The organism is Pseudoalteromonas sp. DL2-H2.2, assembly GCF_021532535.1.
Lineage (GTDB): Bacteria > Pseudomonadota > Gammaproteobacteria > Enterobacterales > Alteromonadaceae > Pseudoalteromonas > Pseudoalteromonas rubra_A.
Genome location: NZ_JAKGBD010000013.1, coordinates 1 through 21,385 on the forward strand (window position 1 = coordinate 1; position 21,385 = coordinate 21,385).

15 protein-coding genes are annotated in these 21,385 nt (G+C 50.9%); 5 read left to right on the top strand and 10 right to left on the bottom strand.

Annotated features, from left to right (window positions below; translation table 11 throughout):
* On the top strand, window positions 1-117 hold a 117-nt coding region (locus L1285_RS23985), incomplete at its 5' end, for an IS3 family transposase (protein WP_442960521.1).
* Window positions 118-426: 309 nt separating this feature from the next.
* Here L1285_RS23985 and L1285_RS18685 read toward each other — a convergent pair.
* The 3 genes from L1285_RS18685 to L1285_RS18695 are packed head-to-tail and all read right to left on the bottom strand — an operon-like array spanning window position 427 to window position 5,462.
* Window positions 427-1,083: a hypothetical protein gene (locus L1285_RS18685; RefSeq protein ID WP_235413672.1), complete on the bottom strand. Its 657-nt coding sequence runs from the start codon at window positions 1,081-1,083 to the stop codon at window positions 427-429.
* Window positions 1,083-4,712: a DUF637 domain-containing protein gene (locus tag L1285_RS18690; RefSeq protein ID WP_235413673.1), complete on the bottom strand. Its 3,630-nt coding sequence runs from the start codon at window positions 4,710-4,712 to the stop codon at window positions 1,083-1,085. The genes L1285_RS18685 and L1285_RS18690 overlap by 1 nt, the downstream gene beginning before the upstream one ends.
* Before the next feature lie 12 nt (window positions 4,713-4,724).
* On the bottom strand, window positions 4,725-5,462 hold the full coding sequence (locus L1285_RS18695; RefSeq protein WP_235413674.1) for a hypothetical protein: 738 nt from the start codon (window positions 5,460-5,462) through the stop codon (window positions 4,725-4,727).
* Window positions 5,463-5,931: 469 nt separating this feature from the next.
* Here L1285_RS18695 and L1285_RS18700 point away from each other — a divergent pair, with 469 nt between their 5' ends.
* The gene (locus tag L1285_RS18700) at window positions 5,932-7,764 is read left to right on the top strand and encodes a PKD domain-containing protein (RefSeq protein ID WP_235413675.1); all 1,833 of its coding nucleotides are present in this window, start codon (window positions 5,932-5,934) and stop codon (window positions 7,762-7,764) included.
* A 265-nt stretch (window positions 7,765-8,029) separates the two neighbouring features.
* Here the strand turns inward: L1285_RS18700 and L1285_RS18705 are convergent, their stop codons facing one another.
* The 6 genes from L1285_RS18705 to L1285_RS18730 all read right to left on the bottom strand — a co-directional run bounded on the left by L1285_RS18705 (window position 8,030) and on the right by L1285_RS18730 (window position 17,695).
* On the bottom strand, window positions 8,030-10,888 hold the full coding sequence (locus L1285_RS18705; protein WP_235413676.1) for a TolB family protein: 2,859 nt from the start codon (window positions 10,886-10,888) through the stop codon (window positions 8,030-8,032).
* Window positions 10,889-11,051: 163 nt separating this feature from the next.
* Window positions 11,052-11,291, bottom strand: coding sequence for a hypothetical protein (locus L1285_RS18710; RefSeq protein ID WP_046004159.1), 240 nt, complete (start codon window positions 11,289-11,291; stop codon window positions 11,052-11,054).
* A gap of 97 nt (window positions 11,292-11,388) precedes the next feature.
* Window positions 11,389-12,684, bottom strand: coding sequence for a sensor histidine kinase (locus L1285_RS18715; protein ID WP_235413677.1), 1,296 nt, complete (start codon window positions 12,682-12,684; stop codon window positions 11,389-11,391).
* Window positions 12,674-14,038 carry a sigma-54-dependent transcriptional regulator gene (locus L1285_RS18720; RefSeq protein WP_235413678.1) on the bottom strand — a complete coding sequence of 455 codons (1,365 nt, stop codon included), beginning with the start codon at window positions 14,036-14,038 and terminating at the stop codon, window positions 12,674-12,676. The genes L1285_RS18715 and L1285_RS18720 overlap by 11 nt, the downstream gene beginning before the upstream one ends.
* Before the next feature lie 736 nt (window positions 14,039-14,774).
* Window positions 14,775-15,629 carry a D-hexose-6-phosphate mutarotase gene (locus L1285_RS18725; RefSeq protein ID WP_235413679.1) on the bottom strand — a complete coding sequence of 285 codons (855 nt, stop codon included), beginning with the start codon at window positions 15,627-15,629 and terminating at the stop codon, window positions 14,775-14,777.
* Window positions 15,630-15,736: 107 nt separating this feature from the next.
* A complete protein-coding gene (locus L1285_RS18730) occupies window positions 15,737-17,695 on the bottom strand; it encodes a methyl-accepting chemotaxis protein (RefSeq protein WP_235413681.1) in 1,959 nt (652 codons plus the stop codon).
* A gap of 240 nt (window positions 17,696-17,935) precedes the next feature.
* Between L1285_RS18730 and L1285_RS18735 the strand changes: the two genes are divergently transcribed.
* Window positions 17,936-19,207: an OprO/OprP family phosphate-selective porin gene (locus L1285_RS18735; protein ID WP_235413682.1), complete on the top strand. Its 1,272-nt coding sequence runs from the start codon at window positions 17,936-17,938 to the stop codon at window positions 19,205-19,207.
* Window positions 19,208-19,450: 243 nt separating this feature from the next.
* A complete protein-coding gene (locus L1285_RS18740) occupies window positions 19,451-19,849 on the top strand; it encodes a YbaN family protein (RefSeq protein ID WP_046004154.1) in 399 nt (132 codons plus the stop codon).
* A 15-nt stretch (window positions 19,850-19,864) separates the two neighbouring features.
* Here L1285_RS18740 and lspA read toward each other — a convergent pair whose 3' ends face one another.
* A complete protein-coding gene (lspA, locus tag L1285_RS18745) occupies window positions 19,865-20,371 on the bottom strand; it encodes a signal peptidase II (RefSeq protein ID WP_235413684.1) in 507 nt (168 codons plus the stop codon).
* Window positions 20,372-20,565: 194 nt separating this feature from the next.
* Between lspA and L1285_RS18750 the strand changes: the two genes are divergently transcribed.
* Window positions 20,566-21,327, top strand: a complete 762-nt coding sequence (locus L1285_RS18750; RefSeq protein ID WP_235413685.1) for a substrate-binding periplasmic protein — start codon at window positions 20,566-20,568, stop codon at window positions 21,325-21,327.
* The last annotated feature ends 58 nt before the right edge of the window (window positions 21,328-21,385 follow it).

Sequence of the window (21,385 nt, forward strand, 5' to 3'; positions counted from 1 at the left end):
TCCGATGTAGAGAAATACATCAGGTATTACAACAAGATCAGACTGCACAGCTCACTGGATGATATGAGTCCAATTGAGTATGAAAATTACAAAAAGAAAGTGTCCGGTTGGACTTGACCAGTACACATCATAGCAATAATCAGGAGTTTGAATTCGCATATCCAAATTTATGGGATCTTTAAAAACTCTAAACCCTTCAAGATCTTCGGGTAAACGAGCTCCCAAGAAAAGACCTTTCAAAAAGACGTCTTGCGTGTAAACCTGTTGAACCAAATCCAGTTCTCGTTTTACTGAATCAGAGCCTATTTCTTGATAATTGAGCAGCATTGCTGGCTTTCCTTACCCTGATTCACAAGTGATAAGTTGGTCAAATCGAAAGGTAATAACCCAAATCTACTTACCACCAGTGACGCTAAAGTGATTATGCTATTCACCGAGATGATATAGCTCCATGCATTGCTCTGGTGTCCCGCCATCTTCAGGTAAAGGGCCAACCCAACCGCCCGGCATACCACCAAGCCGGTAGCAATCGAGCAGCCTTTTGCAAATAGGCGAATTGTCTAAGCCTCCAAATATTACGGCATCCACGATCGTTACGAAATGTTCATCTACAATATCAGGTATTAAGTGGTGAAATATATACTCAACATTAGTGCTGGTTAATGAGAATGCGTGTTGCATTACCCGGTCATGTTCTTTGGTGCGCAGAGCTGATATTCGCTCATGGAAAAAGTCGCCAAAGCAGTCACTAAGTACTTTTTTATACTTTTTCTTTCTAGCAACTCTTGTATTGAAATCAGAATACACTCCCTCGTACATAACCCGGCCTTGTTCTTCGTCGAGAATATGTGGAAGGTTCTTAAAATCCCATTTTTCCGGTTCATCGTTACAATAGTCAGGTGTCTGAATGCGAAAATCCAAATTAATCGGGTCTTTAAATATTCGAAACCCCTCTAAATTCTTCGGTAAAGATGAACCTAAAAAAAGCCCTGACAGAAACAGGCCATTTTCACAAACATGTTCGATACGTTCCAGATCTTCTCTAATAGACTCCAAGTCTATACTTTGATAATCAAATAGCATTAATTACGCCTTCTATCTATTGCAGGTCTAAGAACCTTTATCCATTTATCTTCTGTTGCACCATGCTTTTTCATTAATGGCGGTTCATTCATCTCAAGATGAATCTTAGCACGTTCAATCACCTCTATTAGCATTTCCCTCTTAACTTCTTTGCTGTGATTGGAAGCATGAATTTCATCTAGTATTGATGTCATTGCTTTGTTGTACCTAGGATGAGCACCATGTAACTGTTTATCTGATTTGAGGTCCTCTTTATAGGCTCTATTTGCCTTTATTACTTTGCCATTGATTGAGTCACTTAAGTTGAAGTCTAGGTCTTTAATGAGCTCATGTTTGTTACCAGCAGTCCATGGTATAACGTGATGGACATCCTCATCAGACTTTCTGTTAGGAAAGTGTTTTTTCAGGTCGTCATGTACACCTGTATTCCCACTAAACGCCTTACTTGTATCCACCCCTTGCAGCCAGGGATCGATAGGGACATCTGATTTTGGGGCTGAGTATTTGCCGGGTTCCAGCGTGCCTTTTAGTTTTCCGCCGGGAGCATTCTTTGCATAATGTTCTAAGTCGTCGGCCCAAAGGTGCTTGCCTTTTTCTCTGAGCTTCTGAATGGCTTTCTCAAAATGCTTATTGCCAGGGATCAGCCTGTCGAGTGTTAAGTCAATTAATCCGTCGGTTGCCAGCTCGGCCAGCATGTCAGCAGCTTCGGCTTTGTTGCCTTTTTTAAGTGCTTTACCAAATTTAATCAGCGCCCTGCCGGTATCCACGGTATCAACGATGCGCATGCCAACAACAATGCCAGCCCCAACCTTGCCAAGTGCTTTAACTAATTTATCAACAGCGCCCAGCGCGTTATGTTCTGCAGCATTTTCAGATGCATTGGCAGCGATATTAACATCGGCATTGAGTAATAACGCAGACAGGCCACCCATCAGCTTGGCGATATCAATACCCGCAGCTCTTAAGTTCAATATCTCCGCTTGTTGAGTCTGCCAATAGCTAAGAATGTCTTCCTGTGTTAAATCGGGATCGTTGGCGTAATTAAGTGACGTACCCAGCGTTCTCTTTACTTTCTCAATTCGAGCATCAATTTCTTCGCGAGTGAGTTCACCAACATATTCTCCAACCACGCCACCCAGCGCGCCTGAACCGCATGATTTTGAAGAGCCCGACTGGTTCTGGGCTTCAGCGGTTGCCAGCCCAATAACGCAACCCGCAGCTGCATGGGCGACATACTTTATTGCGGTATCAAAATCAGCAGCCTTGATCTGCTCAGCCATCGTTTTACTGAGTTCATTTACGGCAAATGTGCCCAGTGAGCTTACGAACTGATCTTTGAAGCTGGCCAGATCGCCGCCATTAATAATGGTCGATATTCCTGCCCTGACAGTGGACGTCACCAATGCTTGTGTCGCCTGATTGGCGATATCAATGGCTTGCTGACTTTCAAAAAACACAGACCCTACATCCGCGTTGCCGAAGAATGGAGAGTTAGTGAACGCTTCGCTGTTCAGAACACCCGCGGTTGCCATTGAAATAGCCAGAGATCGTAGGCCTTCACTGGAATAGATTTTCTTCATCGCGCCATCGAGGCCTTCACCATTGGCGATACTGGTTGCAGCCTGAGTGGCCAGAGTTACTGCACCGGCCTGCATGGCGGCGCCTGAGATCATACCATTTAACGCAGGACCAATCGCATTAGTGCCAGTACCAATCCACCCTGCACCAGCCGGCCCCATCGCCACAGATACCGCAATGGCTATAATGGCCATGGCTGCGGGGCTGAGGGTGCTTTTGTTTTCATGCTTGTGAATTTCAACCAGCTTTTTATAAGCAAGGTCGATGTTCCCCGCAAACTCCGGATCGTTATGCAGGTCTGACATCCAGCTTAGGCTTTCATCACCGCTAAATGCGTTCAATGTATCCTGGAGTGTCTCTCCTTCATACTGCCCCAACTCCAGCGTCACGCCATGCGTTGCATGAACCTTAACCCCGCCAATGATTTCGTTATATACCGCTGTATCGACCGTATCCTGTATGGTTTCGGTCTTGATTTTCCAGGTGCCTTTTTTGACCTTGTTATAGAAGTAATGGTCCTGCTCTGTGGCCAGTAGCAGATTTACCCGGCCGTTGCGGGCATCAATACTGGTGCCGGTGCCTGAGGTTATTTGTGTGGCCTTTAGGGTGATATCACCAAATTCAGAGGCAATTCGAACACCTTTACCGGCCTCCAGCGCTGAGCGGATAGCAATGGTCTGGAACTCTTGCTCTTCTTCTGTGGTTTTACCCCACTTGCCACTTTTGCTGCTCTGTGACTGGTTGAACTCGTTCAGAATATACACACCCTGACCCGCCAGAATATCAATCACGCCCTGATCGGCATGCAGCTCTGCGGCTTTAAGCTCAATCGCACCAGAGGCCATCAGGTAAATGCTGTCGTTGGCGGAGAGTTTGGTGGTCAGGTGTTCAATTTCACTGCTTGTGTGGTCGTATTTGCCAACGGGCGCGTTGTTCACGTAGCTGGTTTGCTGAGAGAGCAGGCGAATATTGCCATCGGCACGCAGGCTGATGTTATTGCCACTGATGGTGCCGCCCTGAACAACAAGGTCGCCCATACTGTAAATGCTGATGTTCTCACCATTCACAGACGCTATCTGGCCAAATCGGGTGCCTTGCTCATAGCGATTTGAAAAGCGGTGTACCAGGGTTTTTTGTTCATACTGCCCGGCAATAATCCGTACATTTTGTGCGGCGCTGAGGTTACCGGAGTGGTTTCTGAGCGTGCCGCCAACAAACAGGTTTAGGTCGCCGTCTGAGGCCACTTGTGCGCCTGGGTTGACAGTTAAATCGCGGGCGGTTCTCAGATAGGTATTTTTGCCAATGCGTAAAGTACCGCTATTGACGGTAATATCTCTGAAGTTGACATCACTACCGGTAAATTCGGCCAGGTGTCCGTTAACAGAGCGCGTCTCTATCGTCGTTGCACTGAGGTGAACAACCGGAGACAGCACTTGTTCTCCGTTAATTTCTCTCAATTCAGGCCAGATAAAATCTTTGCCAAAGCTGTCATAAACAGATTTGGAAACTTTCTCACCAAAGATTATGCCACCTTTGCCAGCCAGCTCGTAGGCATTTTGATAGAGCTGGATTATCTGGTCGGTTTCATCAGCATAGGCCGATGAGATCAGGTTGCGGCCCAGCTCAGCATAGATTTGGGAGCGGATCAGGCGCGTCTGTACAAAGCGGTCACCCACTTGCTTTGCCAGTGGGTAATTCGGCAAGATAACTTTGACGCGACCATTCATTATAGGAATGTACTGAGGTGCAGGCAACGCGTGCTTTCTGTTTTTAAGCAAGGTCTGATGGAAACCAGCAATGGTTTGAGCTGCCTGAGCCCGGGCCTGCTCAACAATATGCTCTGACTTCACATACTGAGTCTGGCTGCCAGAGGTTTTTGTGAATGTTGGTGAGCTATTGAGCACATGCGCCGCATCTAGCTTGTCAAACGCGTTATAGGCGTAAGCCAGGGTTGGTAAGCTCATCTGCCCCAGCAGCATAAAAATGTTCACATAGGCTATTGCCTTTTTGTAAAAGGGGACTGGTTTATCTGGTGTCTCATTTTTGTTCATACTGACCTCCTTTTACTGCGCAGACATGAGTTCTGTTACATTGACCGTTAAACTGTGTGTGACCGCGATAGTCGTACGCTTGTTGTCACATTTCATGTCACACGCTTTTTCAATATAAATTTGGTAGTGATAACGAATGGCCACTTGATCACCGTCGCCAATCACCACAACATCCTGATAGCTATAATTTTGTGGGGTACAGGAATACAGATCGTCACTACCGGGTTGTGTGTCACATCGAGAGTCTTTGGAGCGGGTTGGCAAACGTGTACTGGCATAACGTTCGGCGGCTTCGTTCAGTGCCGTAAAGGTATGTCCAGTGCCGCCAAAATCTGAGTCGGAATTAAATCCTATCACTGTCGACAGTGGCACCCTCAAGGTGTCATATGTATCGCAATTTCTTTCTTCAATCAGACCATGCTCAACCATTCGATACCCGTCACATCGATACAAATGCACCAGAACCACCGTGCCCTCATCAATGATCCGTGGTGCGTAATACCCCTCATAAGTATCTTCATCTGTTCTGCTGACATATTGCTGAAAATATTCGTTAATTTTGTCTCGGAGGTTGCAATCATCAGAGTCCACGTTGGTCTGTGAAAACTGGCTTTGCGTGTCTACATTCGGGTTAATACCGTATACATTGCCATGTATCGATAGCAGCGTTTCCCCTTCTACTGAGGTGGTTGCATGAGTATTGGACTGCCCGCCGTCACAAATACGATGAGCAACGCATGTTGCAGTCACTGACCGGGCAATAGGCACAGCTACTATGTGCAGCGCCAATAAGTGCGCTGCGGCAATGCAACTCCAGCATGGTTACCTCACGGTAGTACTGTACAGGTCTCCCCCTCTCGAAGGTGTAAACTCTTCGTTAAATTTATCAGTCGACCCCTGAAGCACGAACACAGCGGCTGACGCAACCTGAAGAACACTAAACCTTGGTGCTTTTTACCTATAAAACACCGAACATCATGTCTTTTAGTACCTATTTAAAGCCAGATTTGTCGTGACAGTCCTCCCAAAATAAAAACTTTGAACCCCATGGTACGACGCCACACAGCCTGAAAAGCGAGTGATGGTTTACTTATTTAATTTTTTATTATCACTTTCTTTACAATACTGTTTTTTGTGATTACCTTTGTACCTGTGCGAAATTTATTCAATAACGTTTTATTCTAAAAATTATTCAACAACAAGTGAAAAAGGAACAGCAATGAAACTCACCTATCTTGTCTCTGCGCTAGGCTTACTCTCTACCGCGGCACTGGCTCAAAACACCGCGCCACTGACGGAAGCACAAATGATGCAATACACCAGCAAGGCCAGTAAGGCCATCATTGGTGCCCGTGCCGATGCCAATATTTCGCTCGGTCAGGAATTTGCCACGCTGAGCAGCACAGGCAGCACGGTTATTACCCGTACTATCAGCCACCCGGATGCCAGCTACATCAAACTGCACTTCAAAAATGTCAATCTGGCCAATGGCGGCAAGCTGGTTGTGCGCTCGGTTGATGGCAGTGAGCGTTATGAGTACACCGAAGCGAATATGCGTGCCGCAACGGTTAACAGCAAGCTGGGCGATGACGGCGTAAGCAGCTTCTCGGCGATGTCTATCTCTGCCGACACCGCAGTAGTTGAATATACTCCGGGCAGCGCGTCTGGCTCAGAGCAGATTGCGACCCAGGCGATGATGCCAGCCGTTATTGACTTCTACGACCACGGCACCGAAAACACCCCGATGATGGAAGCCATGAATACGTCAACGGATGTGGGCATTGAGTCGACCTGTGGCGTGAATGAACGCCGTGACGTACAGTGCTGGGCAGGTTCAAACCCAACAGAGTTTGAGCGTACTCGCCCGGTTGCTCGCCTGCTGATGAACGGCAGCGGCCTGTGTACCGGCTGGCGTGTTGGCCCGGACAACCGCATGTTCACCAACGAACACTGCGTGGGTTCGGCGTCTGAGCTGGCGAATACTGAAGTATGGTTCAACTATCAGCACACCAGCTGTAATGGCTCAAACCTTGAAACAGTCGTGAAAGTCACAGGTAAAGACTTCCTGTCTTCTGACTACACGCTCGACTACACCCTGTTCACCATCAACGAGTTCAACAAAGCCCAGCCGTTTGGTTACTTTGGCCTGGATGTTCGCGATGCCACTCAGGGCGAGCGCATCTACATTCCTCAGCACGGCGCTGGTAACCCTAAAGAGCTGGCGATTGAATCTGATCAGAACAGCAACGGCCTGTGTCAGGCAGACGTGGTGACAGCGAACGGTCGTGGCACAGGCACAGACATGGGCTACTACTGCGACACCATCGGCGGCTCTTCTGGTTCACCGGTACTGGCGGCGGCAAGCAACAAGGTCATTGCACTGCACCACTTTGGTGGCTGTACTAACCAGGGCGTTAAGATCAGCAAGATCTGGCCTCAGGTATCTAGCCACTTCAATGGGATCCCGGATGGCGACAACAACAGCGAGCCAACTCCCACCGCAGACTTCACAGCCAGCTGTACTGAACTGGCGTGTAGTTTTGACGGCAGCGCTTCAAGCTCACCAAACGGTGCTATCTCTCAGTATGAGTGGAGCTATGGTGACAGCGGCACTGGATTCGGTGCAACCGTCAACCACACGTATGCCGCAGCGGGTAACTACACCGTCTCACTGACTATCACAGACAACACCGGCGCCACTGCAACCACAACGAAAGAAGTGCCAGTGTATGGCCCGGGTGGTGAAGATCAACTGCAAAAAGGCGTTGCCAAAACAGGCCTGTCGGCAGCACAAGGTGAAATGGTATATTTCTACTTCGATGCACCAGCTGGCGCAACCAACATCACCTTTGATATTTCAGGTGGCAGCGGTGATGCAGACTTGTACGTACGCAAGGGTGAGCAACCTACAACACAAGCCTATGACTGCCGCCCTTATCGCTGGGGTAACACGGAAAACTGTACACGAAACGACGGTGCTGGCCGTTACTGGGTCGGTATTCGTGCCTATAACGCTTATTCAGGCCTGAGCCTGGTTGCAAATTACCAGTAATACTGCGTTAAACTTTTCTCCCCAAAAGGCAGCCTCCGCTGCCTTTTTCGTTATACCAATTTGCTTGATTAAGTGTTCTATTTTGAGGCGAGAAAATAGGGTCGATAACACCGCTCACGCGTCCTGCTATCGCTGAGGTACCTACGTCCATGTAGGCAAGGCAAAAATTTTGCTATTTAGTTGTTCTAAATGAGAAATTTTTAACACAGTTAGCGTCATATTTGCTCCTTCAAATTGAACAGGTATTAAGTGAAATTGGTATTAATTAAAGCGCATACCACAGCCCCAGCCAGGCGCGTAAGGTATCGTCGGCCAGGTCGCTTTCTACCCGGGCAATACCCAAATCAAAGCGCAAGTCGGTCACCCCGGCAGGTGCAAACCAGTTTGCCCACCCCAGCGCCTGCTGGCTCAACTCGAGCTGCCACTTCACGCCGTAACTTTTAGCAATGCGCTGACCATCAAAACGGTGATGTTTGATAAACACTCTGGGCTGTCCGAGCTTCCAGCTGGATGCCAGCTCATAGCCATAATAATGTCGGCCCGTTGCAAACTGAAACGGCAGCTCAGGGCTTAATACCAGATCGCTGCGTGTACGCCCGCTCAGCAAGTTGTTATCAAATCCGCCAAGCCGCATGGCCTGCGAGGTACGATACTGAGACTGCACACCCACAAACCAGGGCCAGTCCCAGGCTTTGCCAAACCCCTGCCAGTCATAACCATGCCCTGTGGCATCGCCACTGAGCAACCCACCCTTTACCCGATACCCCAGCGCAAAATCCTGGCGGTAGTTATGCCACCCGTGATCTAACCCGGCCCACTGTGTGGTGTTGGCCTGCTGGCCGTCATCATCGTAGTGGGTGATCGCGGCAAAAGGCGCAATGGTCAAGGTATCAAAGCGCCATTCATGACTCAGGCGGCTACTCATTCCCATGCCATTTAATCTTGCCAGCTTCGCCTCACCGTGCTGACGGTGGCTATCAAAACGATAGTCGCTCAGGTGGGCATCAAAACGCCAGTCTCCCGAACGGTAGCGCAGGGCCGCAAAGCTGCCATTAAGCACATTATCGCTGCTCTGGGCCAGCCCCAACTGCCAGGACAACTGTTGTAACAGATCGCTGCCTTTTAGACCGACACTCAGCAGCTCACTGCTGGCCGTACTGGCCTGGGCTGATATGGCCGCCGACGCGTTTTGCGCCAGCCATTGATAGTCACTGTGCGTCACAGCCGTATCATCGGGTTCATAGATCTGCGCATCGGGTAGCACCACCGGATCTGTCTTACCCAGCGGCACCGCAAAATCCTCGCTGAGCGCGGTCACTCGCTGCTCACTGACCTGGCTATCCAGTGCATGTAATCGGGTACCCACAGGCGTAGAGTGGGCATAAAGCAGCGGCTGCGCGGCACGCACTACCAGCTGCTCAAAAACGGCTTGCCCGGAGGTCACCTGATAGAGGCGATTGTGTGTTAAATCGTAACGATAGATGCCAAGCTGAGCGTCCAGCCCGGCGATAAAGTAGATCCCCTGCCCGTCTTGCTGCCAGGCAGGCGCGGTCAGATACTGATATCCCTCAGGCATTGGTACGCGGCGTGTTTCAGCCGATTGCAAGTCTTGTATATACAACTGCCAGTTGCCATTGAGCGCGGTTTTGAGATAGGCCAGCTGACGTCCATCCGGGGCAAGCTGAGGATAGTCGTAAACCGTGCCCAGGCTGCGCTCGCTCAGGGGCGTCACTGTCTGACTGCCTAGCTCAACGCGTACCAGCTCAGAAAAACCATCGCGCACCTGCTCGGCATATAGTGTATCGCCATCAAGCAAGGTAAATCGGCGGATCCCCAGCTCCCTGGTGAGTCGGGTGACCTCGCCTGTCGGGATATGCCAGCGATAAAGATCGTTAACCCGGTTGCCCCGCGCTTCGTTCACCCGGGCACGGGCCACAAAATATAAGGTCTCTTTATTCTGCCACTGCGGATACTGTGCCCCGGCAAAATCAATAGCGGCCAGCTGTGCCACCCGTTCACGCTTAAACACAGCGGGCGGCTTATCTTTTATGTCTTGGGGATCGGCATCTATAATCGCTTGCTGTGCGCTCTCAAAGGCTTTTTTTGCTGCGCTATTTTCTTCGGTTTTATACACTCTGAGCCAGCGCTCGCCATCCCGATTGCGTTCAGTGACTGCCAATTGCGTCCCATCGGGGGATAACACAGGGGAGCTTGCCGCGTAGTCAAATTCGAGCCATAAGGGGCTGTTCAGCACGCTCAGCGAGCGCTCTTCGGTCATCGCCAGATAGGTGTATTCGGCAATAAAACGACGATACAACTGCGCCGCACTTTGCCCAAATACGCCTTTAAAAGCACTTTCAAAGCTGCGCTTGTGCACCCCGTGTACACGCGTCCAGACGCCGTCCAGCGTTTCTTTACCGTGATTATCCTCCAGCCAGGCCAGAAAGCGCACGCCCAGCAAATAAGCCATGGCACTGGAGCGATAACTGCCATCCCCATTGCTCAGCGCGCCGTAAGACAACAGCGCCCCCTGGCGGGCAAAGGCGCGCAGTAATGCCTCGCTGTAGTTATCGTAAAGACGGCCACGCCCCGTCAGTCGTGATTCCAGCAAAGTGGCATAGCCTTCGGCCACCCAGCGGGGCAACACGGCACTGGACAGGTCATAGATATCGAACCAGTCACGCAAATGCTGACGCCAGCGACTACGACTGGGCTGAGACAAGTGCACCAGATGGATATATTCATGGAGGATCAGCAATTGCTGCCAGCCGGGGCTATTCGCAATGACGGAGTCCGACTGAGGCGGCGTGGTAAACAGCGCCATTAAAGGGCTGTCGGTACTTGGCAGGGCAAACCCGTTGGCGCCATTGATGGGATCAAACACCACTACATCGGCAATGCTATCCAGCGCCCGACCCTGCTGCTGTAGCACCAATGTTCTGACCAGTTCCAGCTCTGTGGCGGCAGAGCGCGCCCAGGCCTGCTGAGCCGGGGTATAGTGCACTCTGAAATGCTCGGTATGAAGTGTTTGCCAGTCACTGGCACGCGTGTGGGTAGTGAATATCAGTAACAACAATGTAGCGTACCATGCCACAAAGTGGGTCGTCGTCAAACGCACAGCCATGCTCATCCTCGATTGAGTGATCCTAAACAGACTTAAGTATGACAAACAATGTGCTTGAAAATCAGTAGGTATTTATCTTTTGAAACACTTTAAAACAACTTGGGTTAGGCCTTGGGTTAGGCCTTGGGTTAAACCTTAGGTACGCCTTAGGTTATGCCTTAGCTCAGGCATCTGTGTGCTTATCCGATGAGCCTATCATGTGCAATATCCCCCCCGCCACAGCAAACACCGCCAGTGCGGCGGGCAAACTCAACCCGGCGTAAATCTTAGCCAGTGCCAGGATGCCCGCGCTGCTCCAGGCAAGCAATACCCTGAGTTTGGCCGTCATCAGACTGGCCAGCCTGAGCTGGCTGACACACGCAGTCGCGATAATAAATAGGATTAAAGGAATTAAAACCAACACAGTCCACTCCCGGGTCAGGGTTTGCTGGCCTTATAATACGGCGTCAGCGCAGGTTAAGATCAGTCTGATCTTCATTATACGCAAATGATAACTATTATCAACTAGGTAAAGTCATCTTGATCACCGCGCCTGATCGCTCACCTTCGTTGACATTGGCCACCTCGAAGTGGCCATCATGGCATTCGATCACGTGCTGGCTGAACGTCAGGCCGATACCCTGACCATCGACCTTGGTGGAGTAAAACGGTGTCAGGACATTGTCGAGATTGGCAAATCCGCCCCCTTCGTCTGCAACTTCAATCACCACCGCCGGGCTGAGATAATAGCTGCGCAGGCTCACCCTTTGACCCGCCGGACTGGCCGACTGATTCGCCTCAATGGCATTTTTAACCAGGTTGATCAGCACCTGCTCAAGCAAGTGAGGATCGCAGTGACACTGATGGGCCTGACAGTCCAGATCAATCTGCTGTGTGGGGTGTTGCGTTGTAAACAAATCGCGGACCGACTCAAACAAGGGCCCCAGCTGAGTATTTTGGAGCTGCGGTTCTATGGTTTTGCTTACCTCACCATAACGTGCCACAAAGTGCTGTAAATGCAGGCAACGCTGCTCAATCACGCTCAGTGCCTGTTGCTCTCTGGCGGATGTTGCACGCTCTGCCAGGCTCTGCGCCAGCGAACTGACCGGCGTCAGTGAGTTACGAATCTCGTGGCTGATCACCCGGATCAGCTGTTGCCAGGCCGCCAGCTCTTTCTGCCGTAACGCCTTGGTGATATCGAGCGCCACCAGCAGACTGTGACGGGCCCCCTGCTCGTAAAAGTAGCTGCTGTGGAGCTGCCAGCGGGCCACCTGGGCATGACTGATAAACTGCCAGCCCTGCTGTGCTTCTTCCAGCCCAAGCGAAGTGGCCGTGGCGCCTTTATAGTGTTGCCAAGGTTGTCTATACAAGCTTTCAAATGCTTGATTTGCATAACTTAACCGAGAATCCTCGGTAAACACCAGAATTGGTGCATTGAGCTTGTCGATAAGCTGATAAATCACGAATATCTGTGAGTTATAACGCGATTTCTGATGATGTAACTGCTCGCCCAGGGCAATCAGTTGCTGTTCAAATGCCGCCACCTGGCCGGACTCAAAATGTGGCCGCAGCTGCTGGCTAAAATCCGCCTGCAACATGGCTTCTAGCTGCCAGTGCGCGCGGGAAAAAATACGCTTCAGCTGTGCCAGCCGCTGTTTATGCAGACGCCACAATACCCCGCTGACTGCGCCACTAAAGAGCACAATCTGCCACCAGGGCAGCGCCAGTTGCCACAACAGCCCGGACAGCAAAGCCACGATTGTCAGCCCCAGCATGGCCAGATACCAGTGTAAGCTGCGCTCAAAGTTAGCTTTCACTGCGTAACCCGTATTTGTCCAGACGACGATATAAAGAGGACTTGGTTAGCCCAAGTGCTTTAGCCGCCTCGCTGACCTGCCCCTGATGGAGCGCCAGTGTTTGCTCAATCAGTGCTTTCTCGACCTCGGCCAGCGTAGCGCCTGGCGCGGGTGATACTGGGTTATGCGCCTGCTCGGGCTTGGGACTGGCTAAACGCAACTGACAGTCGGCAGCACAGATCTGTGCCCCTTCGCTGAGCAATAAAGCCCGCTCCATCACATGACTGAGCTCACGAATATTGCCGGGCCAGCGATACGCCAGCAATGCGGCCTGCGCCTCGTTGTCGAGTGGCTTGGTAGCAAGCTTATAACGCGCCGCATGACGCGCCAGCAGATGCTCTGCCAGAGGCACAATATCATCCAGTCGGGCACGCAGTGGCGGTAATTCAAAGGTAAAAGTATTGATGCGATAAAACAGATCGCTGCGAAAACGCCCTTGTGCCACATCCTGCTCAAGGTCGCTGTTTGTCGCACAGATAAGGCGAATATCGGCACGTTCGGTACGGCTGCTCCCGACCCGTTCATATTCACCGCTTTCCAGCACCCGCAGCAGTTTGGCTTGCTGGGTCAGGGGAATGGTCGCCACCTCGTCGAGGAATAAGGTGCCGCCACTGGCCAGCTCAAAACGGCCACTACGCTGTGACTTGGCGTCGGTAAAGGCCCCTTTGGTGTGACCAAACATTTCACTTTCGAATAAGCTTTCCGGGATCGCGCCCATATTGACGCTGATCAGCGGCCCGCCACTGCGTGCCGACTGTTGATGGAGCGTTTCCACCAGATGGCTTTTACCACAGCCACTTTCGCCACACAGCAACACACTGGCATCTGTGGCCGCGATCCGCTGCAGCTTGCCAAGCAGCGTTTGCATTGCTGCAGAGCGCCATGAATAAGTGGGTAACGCTACTTCAGACTCCAAAGTGTTACTGCGCTTTGCCTGCAATACACTGAGTTTACTCTGCTTGCGGATGGCATCCAGCAGTTGCGAGTTTTGCCAGGGTTTTTCAATAAAATCAGCAGCTCCCAGACGCATTGCCTCGACAGCCAGTGTCACGCTGCCCCAGCCGGTCAGGCAGATCACCGCGGGTGGCCGGGGCTGAGTCTGTAGCCAGCTCAGAAAGGCCAGCCCTTCATTACCGGATGTGGTGTCCCGCGTGAAGTTCATATCCAGCAAAATGAGTGCTATCGGTTTACAGCTCAGAAATTGCTTAGCGACCTCCGGGTGCTCGGCTTCAAACACTTCAAAACCATGATCTTCTAGCAAAAATGCAGCGCTTAGTCGCACCTCTGGGTTGTCATCAACAATCAGTACTGCCATCGTATTCCCTGTTCGTTTATCACTGTGTGCAGAATACGGGAAATTGGCAAAGACGAAAAGCACCTGACAGGCGCTTGTCTTCTCTGTGGCTTGTATTGGTAAGTTGGGGGCGCCGAGCTGGGGGCGCCGAGCTGGGGACGCCGAGCTGGTCACTGCTGACTGACTTGTTTGCTGAGCATTCAAACAGCTATATGGCTTTAAGTAGTTCCCGTGTCGAGCACGGGATGACGAAGTGTCGAGTGTAAGATGGCAGTGTAGGGTTTCATCGCAAACGGCGCTACACTCGATAAAGAAGCCCATTTCATCTCACGCAAAGGCCGCGTAAAAACATGATTTTACAAGGTATCTGCGAAGCACACTGTCATCCCGGCCCGCGAGCCGGGATCTGCTCACCCGCAACTTAGATGGTCATTCAACCTAAATACTGAAGTCATTTCAAACTCGGGGTGGTAAATATCGTTCATACTGAGTGGCGCAGCGTTCCAATGTGGTATCCACAAAGACGTGTCATATAGCGACGAGTGGATGCACATCCATGTGGGAGGCGTCTGGTTCGGCCATCTCGATAATTGCTCCTGCATTATTCTACTTCCCCACATATATGTGGGTCCACGGCCTCACGTTCGCAACTAATCTTGCTGCGCGCACTCGCAAGACTCGAGACGTTGCTCACCCTTGCGCAAAGGCCGCGCTAAAGCACGACTTTGCACGATCGCTGCGAAGCGTTGCTTCGGTCTTACTGAAGCCAACAGAGTTTGGTGGTTAGGGTGTGGGAGTCACCCGGGGCCAGGGTGACGGCGTCGTCCATCACATTAGCCGCTTCAAGGCACAGCATAGTGTGATATTCGTCATCACGGAAGTTGCTCAAACGTTTCGACTTTTCTATCCAGGGGTTCCACAACACACAGGAGCTTGAGTGCTCGCGGCCGACGTGAATCTTACCATCGGGCGTTTCAATGACTTGTACTTCAGGTGCCTGGGTGTAGACCATATCGGTTTCGCGGGCAAAAGTGACCACTTCATCCTGAGTAAAGGGTCCTTCACCAAACTCGATATACTTTGCGCCCTGTAAACCATCCACTCGGGTTTGCGCAATTGCCGGGGTTGGAAAGTAAGTATGCAGCGCCTGAGTCAATGAGAAGGTTTCGCTGCCGGTGTTGGTATTAGTGAGTTTGACTTCAAGCTGATCGCTGAGCACAAACTCGACCGTCAAACTGGATTCATGGGGCCAGAAGGTGCGATCTATGCTGACCATTGGTAAAGACAAGACAATGCGGATAGCCGACTCGTCTTCTTCAACCCGCTCTGCACGCCAAACCTGCTTGCGCGCAAAACCGTGTGCCGGCCAGTCGGGCTCAGCATGTACACCAAACCAGGGCCAGCAAATCGGGATACCGCCACGAATAGACTGACCTTCGAGATAGGTTTCGTCCTCGGAGACCCACAGCAGGTTTTTCTTCCCTGCTGGAATAAATTCGGTGATCTGTGCACCCTGAAGATAAATTTTGGCCTGACACAGCGGTCCGTTAACGTCAAAATACTCCAGGCCGGACTCGGTACGTGCCAATTTTACTGAGGCAGAAAGTTCCATATAACACCTATTTTTAAACTAAAACTGGCACTACCTTACCTAAAATGTCTGGGCGGCGTAAGAGCCACCCAGCGAATATGAATGATATTCATCACGTGGGGCTGCCATCACACTTTAAACTGGCCAACCAGCTGGGTTAATTGCTCGGACAAACGCTGCATTTTATCGCCATTTTCGCTGGTGTTATTCGCCACATCGCTCACGCTGTCTGCAGCATTTTTTATTTCAATTACATTGCGGTTAATGTCTTCTGCAACGTGCTGTTGCTCCTCCGCTGCGGTGGCAATTTGCGTGTTCAGATCACTAATGGTCTGAATAGACTGAGTGATTTCGCTAAACTGACTTTGCGCAGAGCCGGTCAGCTCGACCGTTTTGTCTGTGCGGGTCAAACTGCTGCGCATATCCTGCGATACGCCTTCTGTCATTTTTCTCAACTTGTCGAGCTGCGAAGCAATTTCTTCGGTCGACTCTGAGGTGCGCTGCGACAACGCCCTGACTTCGTCGGCAACCACCGCAAAGCCACGACCATGCTCACCCGCCCGGGCAGCCTCAATGGCAGCATTCAACGCCAATAAATTGGTTTGTTCGGCAATCCCCCGGATCACGCTCAGGATCGACATAATGTTCTCACTTTCACTGTCCAGCTGGTTAATGTCTGACGTGGCCCGTTTGATCACATCCGACAGCGCCGCCACACTGTCTACCGCTTCCGTCATCACAGACTGGCCCAGCTCCGAGGCTTGCTGGGTTTGCGTTGCTAAGTCGGCGGCATTGGCACAGCTGGACGCCACTTCGTTAGCAGTCGCCGCCATCTGATTAATGGCCGTTGCTGCCATTTCCAGCGCCTGTTGCTGCTGGGCGGTGGAGCTGGTCAGCTCTTCCGACTCCGTCGCCGTCGCACGCGCGGTTTGATTGAGCTGCTGGGCACAGGCGTTAATGTCAATCACCAGTTGCGCTATCAGGTTGAGAAAGCTGTTAAAGCTATCGGCCAGCTTGCCGGTTTCATCTTTGCTGTCGACTTGCAAACGCTGGGTCAAGTCTCCCCCACCCTGAGAAATGATGGTCAGGCCATCGCTGACTTCTACGATAGGACCGGATAATACATGCGCAATGTAATTCGCCAGCACCACAAACAAGGCCACCAGCACCACGCTGAGGACCACCAGCGTCCAGGTCATGGCATTGGCTGCGGACATCACTTCGCTTTGCTCCACGAAGGCAATGAACTTCCAGCCCAGTTTCTTTGAGGTATAAATGCTGGCAAAGTAGTCGACGCCTTCAATCTGGATTTCATATAAGCCAGACTGATTGGCAGCAAGGGTCTTGTACAAGCCATTCTCGACCTGTTTTACGTCTTTAAAGCGGTAGTCGCTGTGTTTGGCATCAACCAGTATTTTACCTGTGTCTTCCACCAGCATTAGGTAGCCGGTTTCGCCCAGTTTAACCTCTCGAATTATCTTGGTCAGCCCCTGCAAAGACACATCCATACCGGTCACGCCAATCTCCCGGCCATTCGATCTAACCGAGCGCACCGTTGATACAATGGCCATGTCATCGGGGGCCCAGTAATATGCATCGGTCATGGTGGTTTTACCACCAGCCGCTTGTCCGCTGCGATACCAAGGCCTTGGCCGCGGATCGTAGTTTGCGCTTACCTCACCCTGTGGCCACTGGATATAGCCGCCTTCGGTGTTACCAAAATAGATATAAGCAATGCCCGGATGGGTATCACCAAAGCGCTCAAATAGGTCATAGGCTGCTTGTTCAACCTCACTGCCTGCGCGGGAGTTCAGCTGACTGGCGGTGCTTTTATTGGTGTAAACCTGCACCTCGCTTTGTGCCCGGGTAAGCTTAGGATTAGTGGCCAAAAACTCCACATTTTTGGCTATCTCATCGAAAAACATGCCAATCCCATTATCAACCTGCAAGGCTTCCCGGCTGCTCATCTCGACAAACTTATCGAGCGCCAGTTGTCGGGTTTGGGTCACAATCAAAACGGCAATAATTAAAATAGGCGAGACGATGGCAACGATAAAAGCCAGCCTGAGCTTTTGCGAAATGGTCATAGGGTGGATTCCTCACTGGGCTAATTAACTGCGCCAACACGCTGAAAATACACATACCGACTGTTGCTAATTAAAGCGCACAATACTAGTCAAAAATATAGTTGATAGTTACGCAACTATCCAAAGATTCAAGGAAATTTCCTTCCACGCACGGCCAATTACTTGGAACCTGGGCTCGAATAGTCTAGGCTATTCAGAGATAATTTATTCTCACTAACTCAAACAAACGGGTGTCCTCCCATGCTAAAACTCTCTCGACTCATGACGGCTCTGTGCGGCGCTATGATGTTGTCTTCTGGCCCTGCCATTGCCAGCGAAGATGAACTGGCACAGCTAAAGAAGCAGCTAGAAATGCTCCAGCAGAAAGTTCATAAAATGGAACGTGAGCAAGCACGTGAAAAAGCACAAGCAAAGGCCGATAAAAAGGCACAGCAGGCGGCGCCTGCCAAACCCAGTATTAAAGTGGGTGGAGCGGTGCGCACCAACCTCAGCCACACCTCCTACGATGACGACAACAAAAATCGCGGCGGTGACTTTGACTTCGATATTTTTCGGCTTAACTTTTCGGGCAACGTAGGCGGCTTTGGCCTCAATGCCGAGATCCGCTTTTTCGACTACATGACCGCCGTCAAATATGCCTATTTACATTATGACTTTGCCAAAGACTGGCAGGCTCAGGTGGGCATGACCAAAGTGCCTTTTGGTAACTGGCCCTATAACTCTCACAATTACTTTTTTAACACCACTTATTATATCGGGTTAGAAGATGACCACGATATGGGTGTGCTGTTTAAGCGCAAAGTTGCCGACAACTGGCAGCTGGACTTGGGCTTTTTTAAGAATGACGAACTCGGTGGTGTGGATGGCTATGTCGAAGATCGCAGCGATCGCTATTCCTACGACATCGTCGGTTTTCGCAAAGCAGGAGACGGCGTATACGATGACCCCACGCAGCCGCTGGGCGAATACAATACCTTTGCGGGTCGTTATGCTTATCACTTCAAGCACAAAGGCGGTACCACAGAAGTGGGTGTGTCGGGCCTGAGCGGCGGCCTGCATGACGGCACCGACAATGCCGGTGATTATATGGCCTGGGCAATTCACCTGAACGGTAACTATGGCCCCTGGAATTTACAATTGCAGCACGGTGAATACGAGTATGACGTCGACACACCAGCCACACGCATGGCGGTTGGCGCGTATGCATTTTTCGATTCTATTGCAGCCGAAGCCACCATGAGCAATGCCAACCTAGCCTACAGCCTGCCGGTGGAGTTTGGGCCTATCACAGGCCTGCAATTCTACAATGACTACGGCATTATCTATGATAAGTCGGACGACAGCGAAGACACCTGGATGAACGTGACTGGCGTGTCACTCTCTGCCGGTGCCTTCTTTACTTATATCGATTATGTGCTTGCGAAGAACCAGCCGTTTGTGGGCGGCTCCATCGCGGGTAACAGCGATGAGACGGAGCGTCGTTTTAATATCAATATTGGTTATTACTTCTAAGCGCCCGCATAGCAGCGGCCCATCGGCTGCTGCTTCCCCCTGCGTTTTAACACTCAGCAACACTACCAGATGTGACCACTGCAATCCTGCCCTGAGATACAATCCGATTCACCCTGCGCAAATTGGTTAAATATTACACGCAACGCAGAAATATTACAGTGGCTACTCGTGCGTGCGTTTTTGGCTATAATGAAAAAAGTAACAGCTAGATAAACCCATGGGATAAAACCGGGAAGGACAGCGATGAAAAAACACGCTCAAAAACTCTTTAACCGTTGCTTCTGGTTGCATCTTGCCGGGATCTTATGCGTCGCACTGGGCTTTATTGGCATGGCCCTGCCGGTCATGCCAACCACCATTTTTTTTATCCTGGCACTGGCCTGCTTTACCCGTTCGAACCCTAAGCTGGCCAACTGGTTACTGGCTCACCCTAAATTTGGTCCCACACTGCATGCCTGGCACACCCATCAGGTGGTACCGGTCAAAGGCAAATGGGGCGCAGGCCTTGGAATGTTGTTTGGGTTCATACTATTGTGTATGACTACAGCGCCCTGGTATGTGCTGCTTGGTGTGGCGCTGACCGAGTTGCTGGTCATGGCCTATCTGCTCAGTAAACCTTCCGAGTTACCTGTCAGCCAATGAAGCAGGTGACTGATGTCAGGTTTTCTGCGTGGCCACATGTTGATTGTGGCTGGTGAAGAGGATCACCATCACTGCACCGCACAGGATCGCAACATCGGCAATATTGAACACCCCCGTTCGCAACTCACCAAGCCCTAGATTAAGAAAGTCGATCACCGCACCATTGTTCAGCACCCGATCAATTAAATTACTTACTCCGCCTGACAACACCAAAGACAGGCCCGTGACTTGATTGCGGTTTAGCTCAGCACCTTTTAGCGTGTACATTAATATCGCTACAAGCAGCAAACCTATCACCCCAATAAACAAGACGCTGCGCAGTGGCGGCGGTAACTCACTGCCCAGGCTCAGAAACACCCCGCTGTTTTCCCGATATCCCAGGCGCACCAGATCAAACCAGTAGCTGGTCATCTGCCAGCCATTGAGGTAATAGCTGGCAAACCATTTGCTAAGCTGATCCAGGCACAGACCCGCTCCGGCTATCAGTGATACCCAATATATACGCTGTTTTGTTGTCATCATGTGTTGTCTTTGTTTGTTGGCCATAAACCAATATAAAACGCCCATTGTGACATCCCCATGACGGGCAAAGTGAAATCTACATTGTTTAGCAGATCCGAAACACAAGATTACAATTACGCCTAATACTTGCCAGTGCATATCAATTGAGGCAATTTCAGCTACACTAAAACCAGTCTGTAAGTAGGGAGGTTGTTGTGCGCAAGTTGATATTCATGGCACTGTTTTTATGCCTGCTTAACGCCTTCCCGCTCGCTGCAAAACCTATGCTGCTGGGAAGTCATAGCGTGTGGCCACCCTATGTGCACAGCGATGATAGCGGCCTCAGTTATGAGATTGTTGCCGCCGCCTTTGCGCGCAGCGGCGAAACCTTTGCCCTGGAGGTTGCCCCGTTCAGCAGGGCAATGCGGCTAGCGTTAAACGGCGAGATAGACCTGATCCCGGCGCTTTGGTATACCCGCGAAAGATCGGAGCAATTCCTGTTCAGCGACGTCTACTTACACAATGAGCTGATATTTATCTCGCGCGCTGATCAGGCTCTGTCTTTTTCCGGACTAAGCTCTCTGGCTGGCAGACGGGTATGCATGATCCGTGGTTTTGCCTATCAAAACCTGCTTAGCGGACACCCAGATATCAGTGTTATCACACAACTGCATTTAACTGAGTGTCTGCGCCAGCTGGACCTTGGCCGGGTCGATGGTTTACTCGCCGATCGCATTGCAGCGGCCTATGCCATCAGCCATCATTTTCAGCGTGACACCTTTACCTTACACACTCAGGTGGTTGCATCCTGGCCACTGCATATTGGCATTGTCAAAAGCCACCCGCGTGCCCGTCAGCTTATCGCACAGTTCAATCAGGGCCTCAGCGATATCATCGCGGATGGCACCTACCAGAAACTGCGCGCACACTACCCCCTGATCAAAGCAGACCAGCCAGGCAGCACTCAGCCTCAATAAACTCAAGTATTCACACAAACATGTTTTGTACCCGTAACTTCGAGTGAATTATTGCAAG

Coding starts and splice junctions, on each gene's coding strand:
- L1285_RS18685 (WP_235413672.1), bottom strand. CDS start 1,083: ATGCTATTTGATTATCAAAGTATAGACTTGGAGTCTATTAGAGAAGAT.
- L1285_RS18690 (WP_235413673.1), bottom strand. CDS start 4,712: ATGAACAAAAATGAGACACCAGATAAACCAGTCCCCTTTTACAAAAAG.
- L1285_RS18700 (WP_235413675.1), top strand. CDS start 5,932: ATGAAACTCACCTATCTTGTCTCTGCGCTAGGCTTACTCTCTACCGCG.
- L1285_RS18705 (WP_235413676.1), bottom strand. CDS start 10,888: ATGGCTGTGCGTTTGACGACGACCCACTTTGTGGCATGGTACGCTACA.
- L1285_RS18720 (WP_235413678.1), bottom strand. CDS start 14,038: ATGGCAGTACTGATTGTTGATGACAACCCAGAGGTGCGACTAAGCGCT.
- L1285_RS18725 (WP_235413679.1), bottom strand. CDS start 15,629: ATGGAACTTTCTGCCTCAGTAAAATTGGCACGTACCGAGTCCGGCCTG.
- L1285_RS18730 (WP_235413681.1), bottom strand. CDS start 17,695: ATGACCATTTCGCAAAAGCTCAGGCTGGCTTTTATCGTTGCCATCGTC.
- L1285_RS18735 (WP_235413682.1), top strand. CDS start 17,936: ATGCTAAAACTCTCTCGACTCATGACGGCTCTGTGCGGCGCTATGATG.
- L1285_RS18740 (WP_046004154.1), top strand. CDS start 19,451: ATGAAAAAACACGCTCAAAAACTCTTTAACCGTTGCTTCTGGTTGCAT.
- lspA (WP_235413684.1), bottom strand. CDS start 20,371: ATGATGACAACAAAACAGCGTATATATTGGGTATCACTGATAGCCGGA.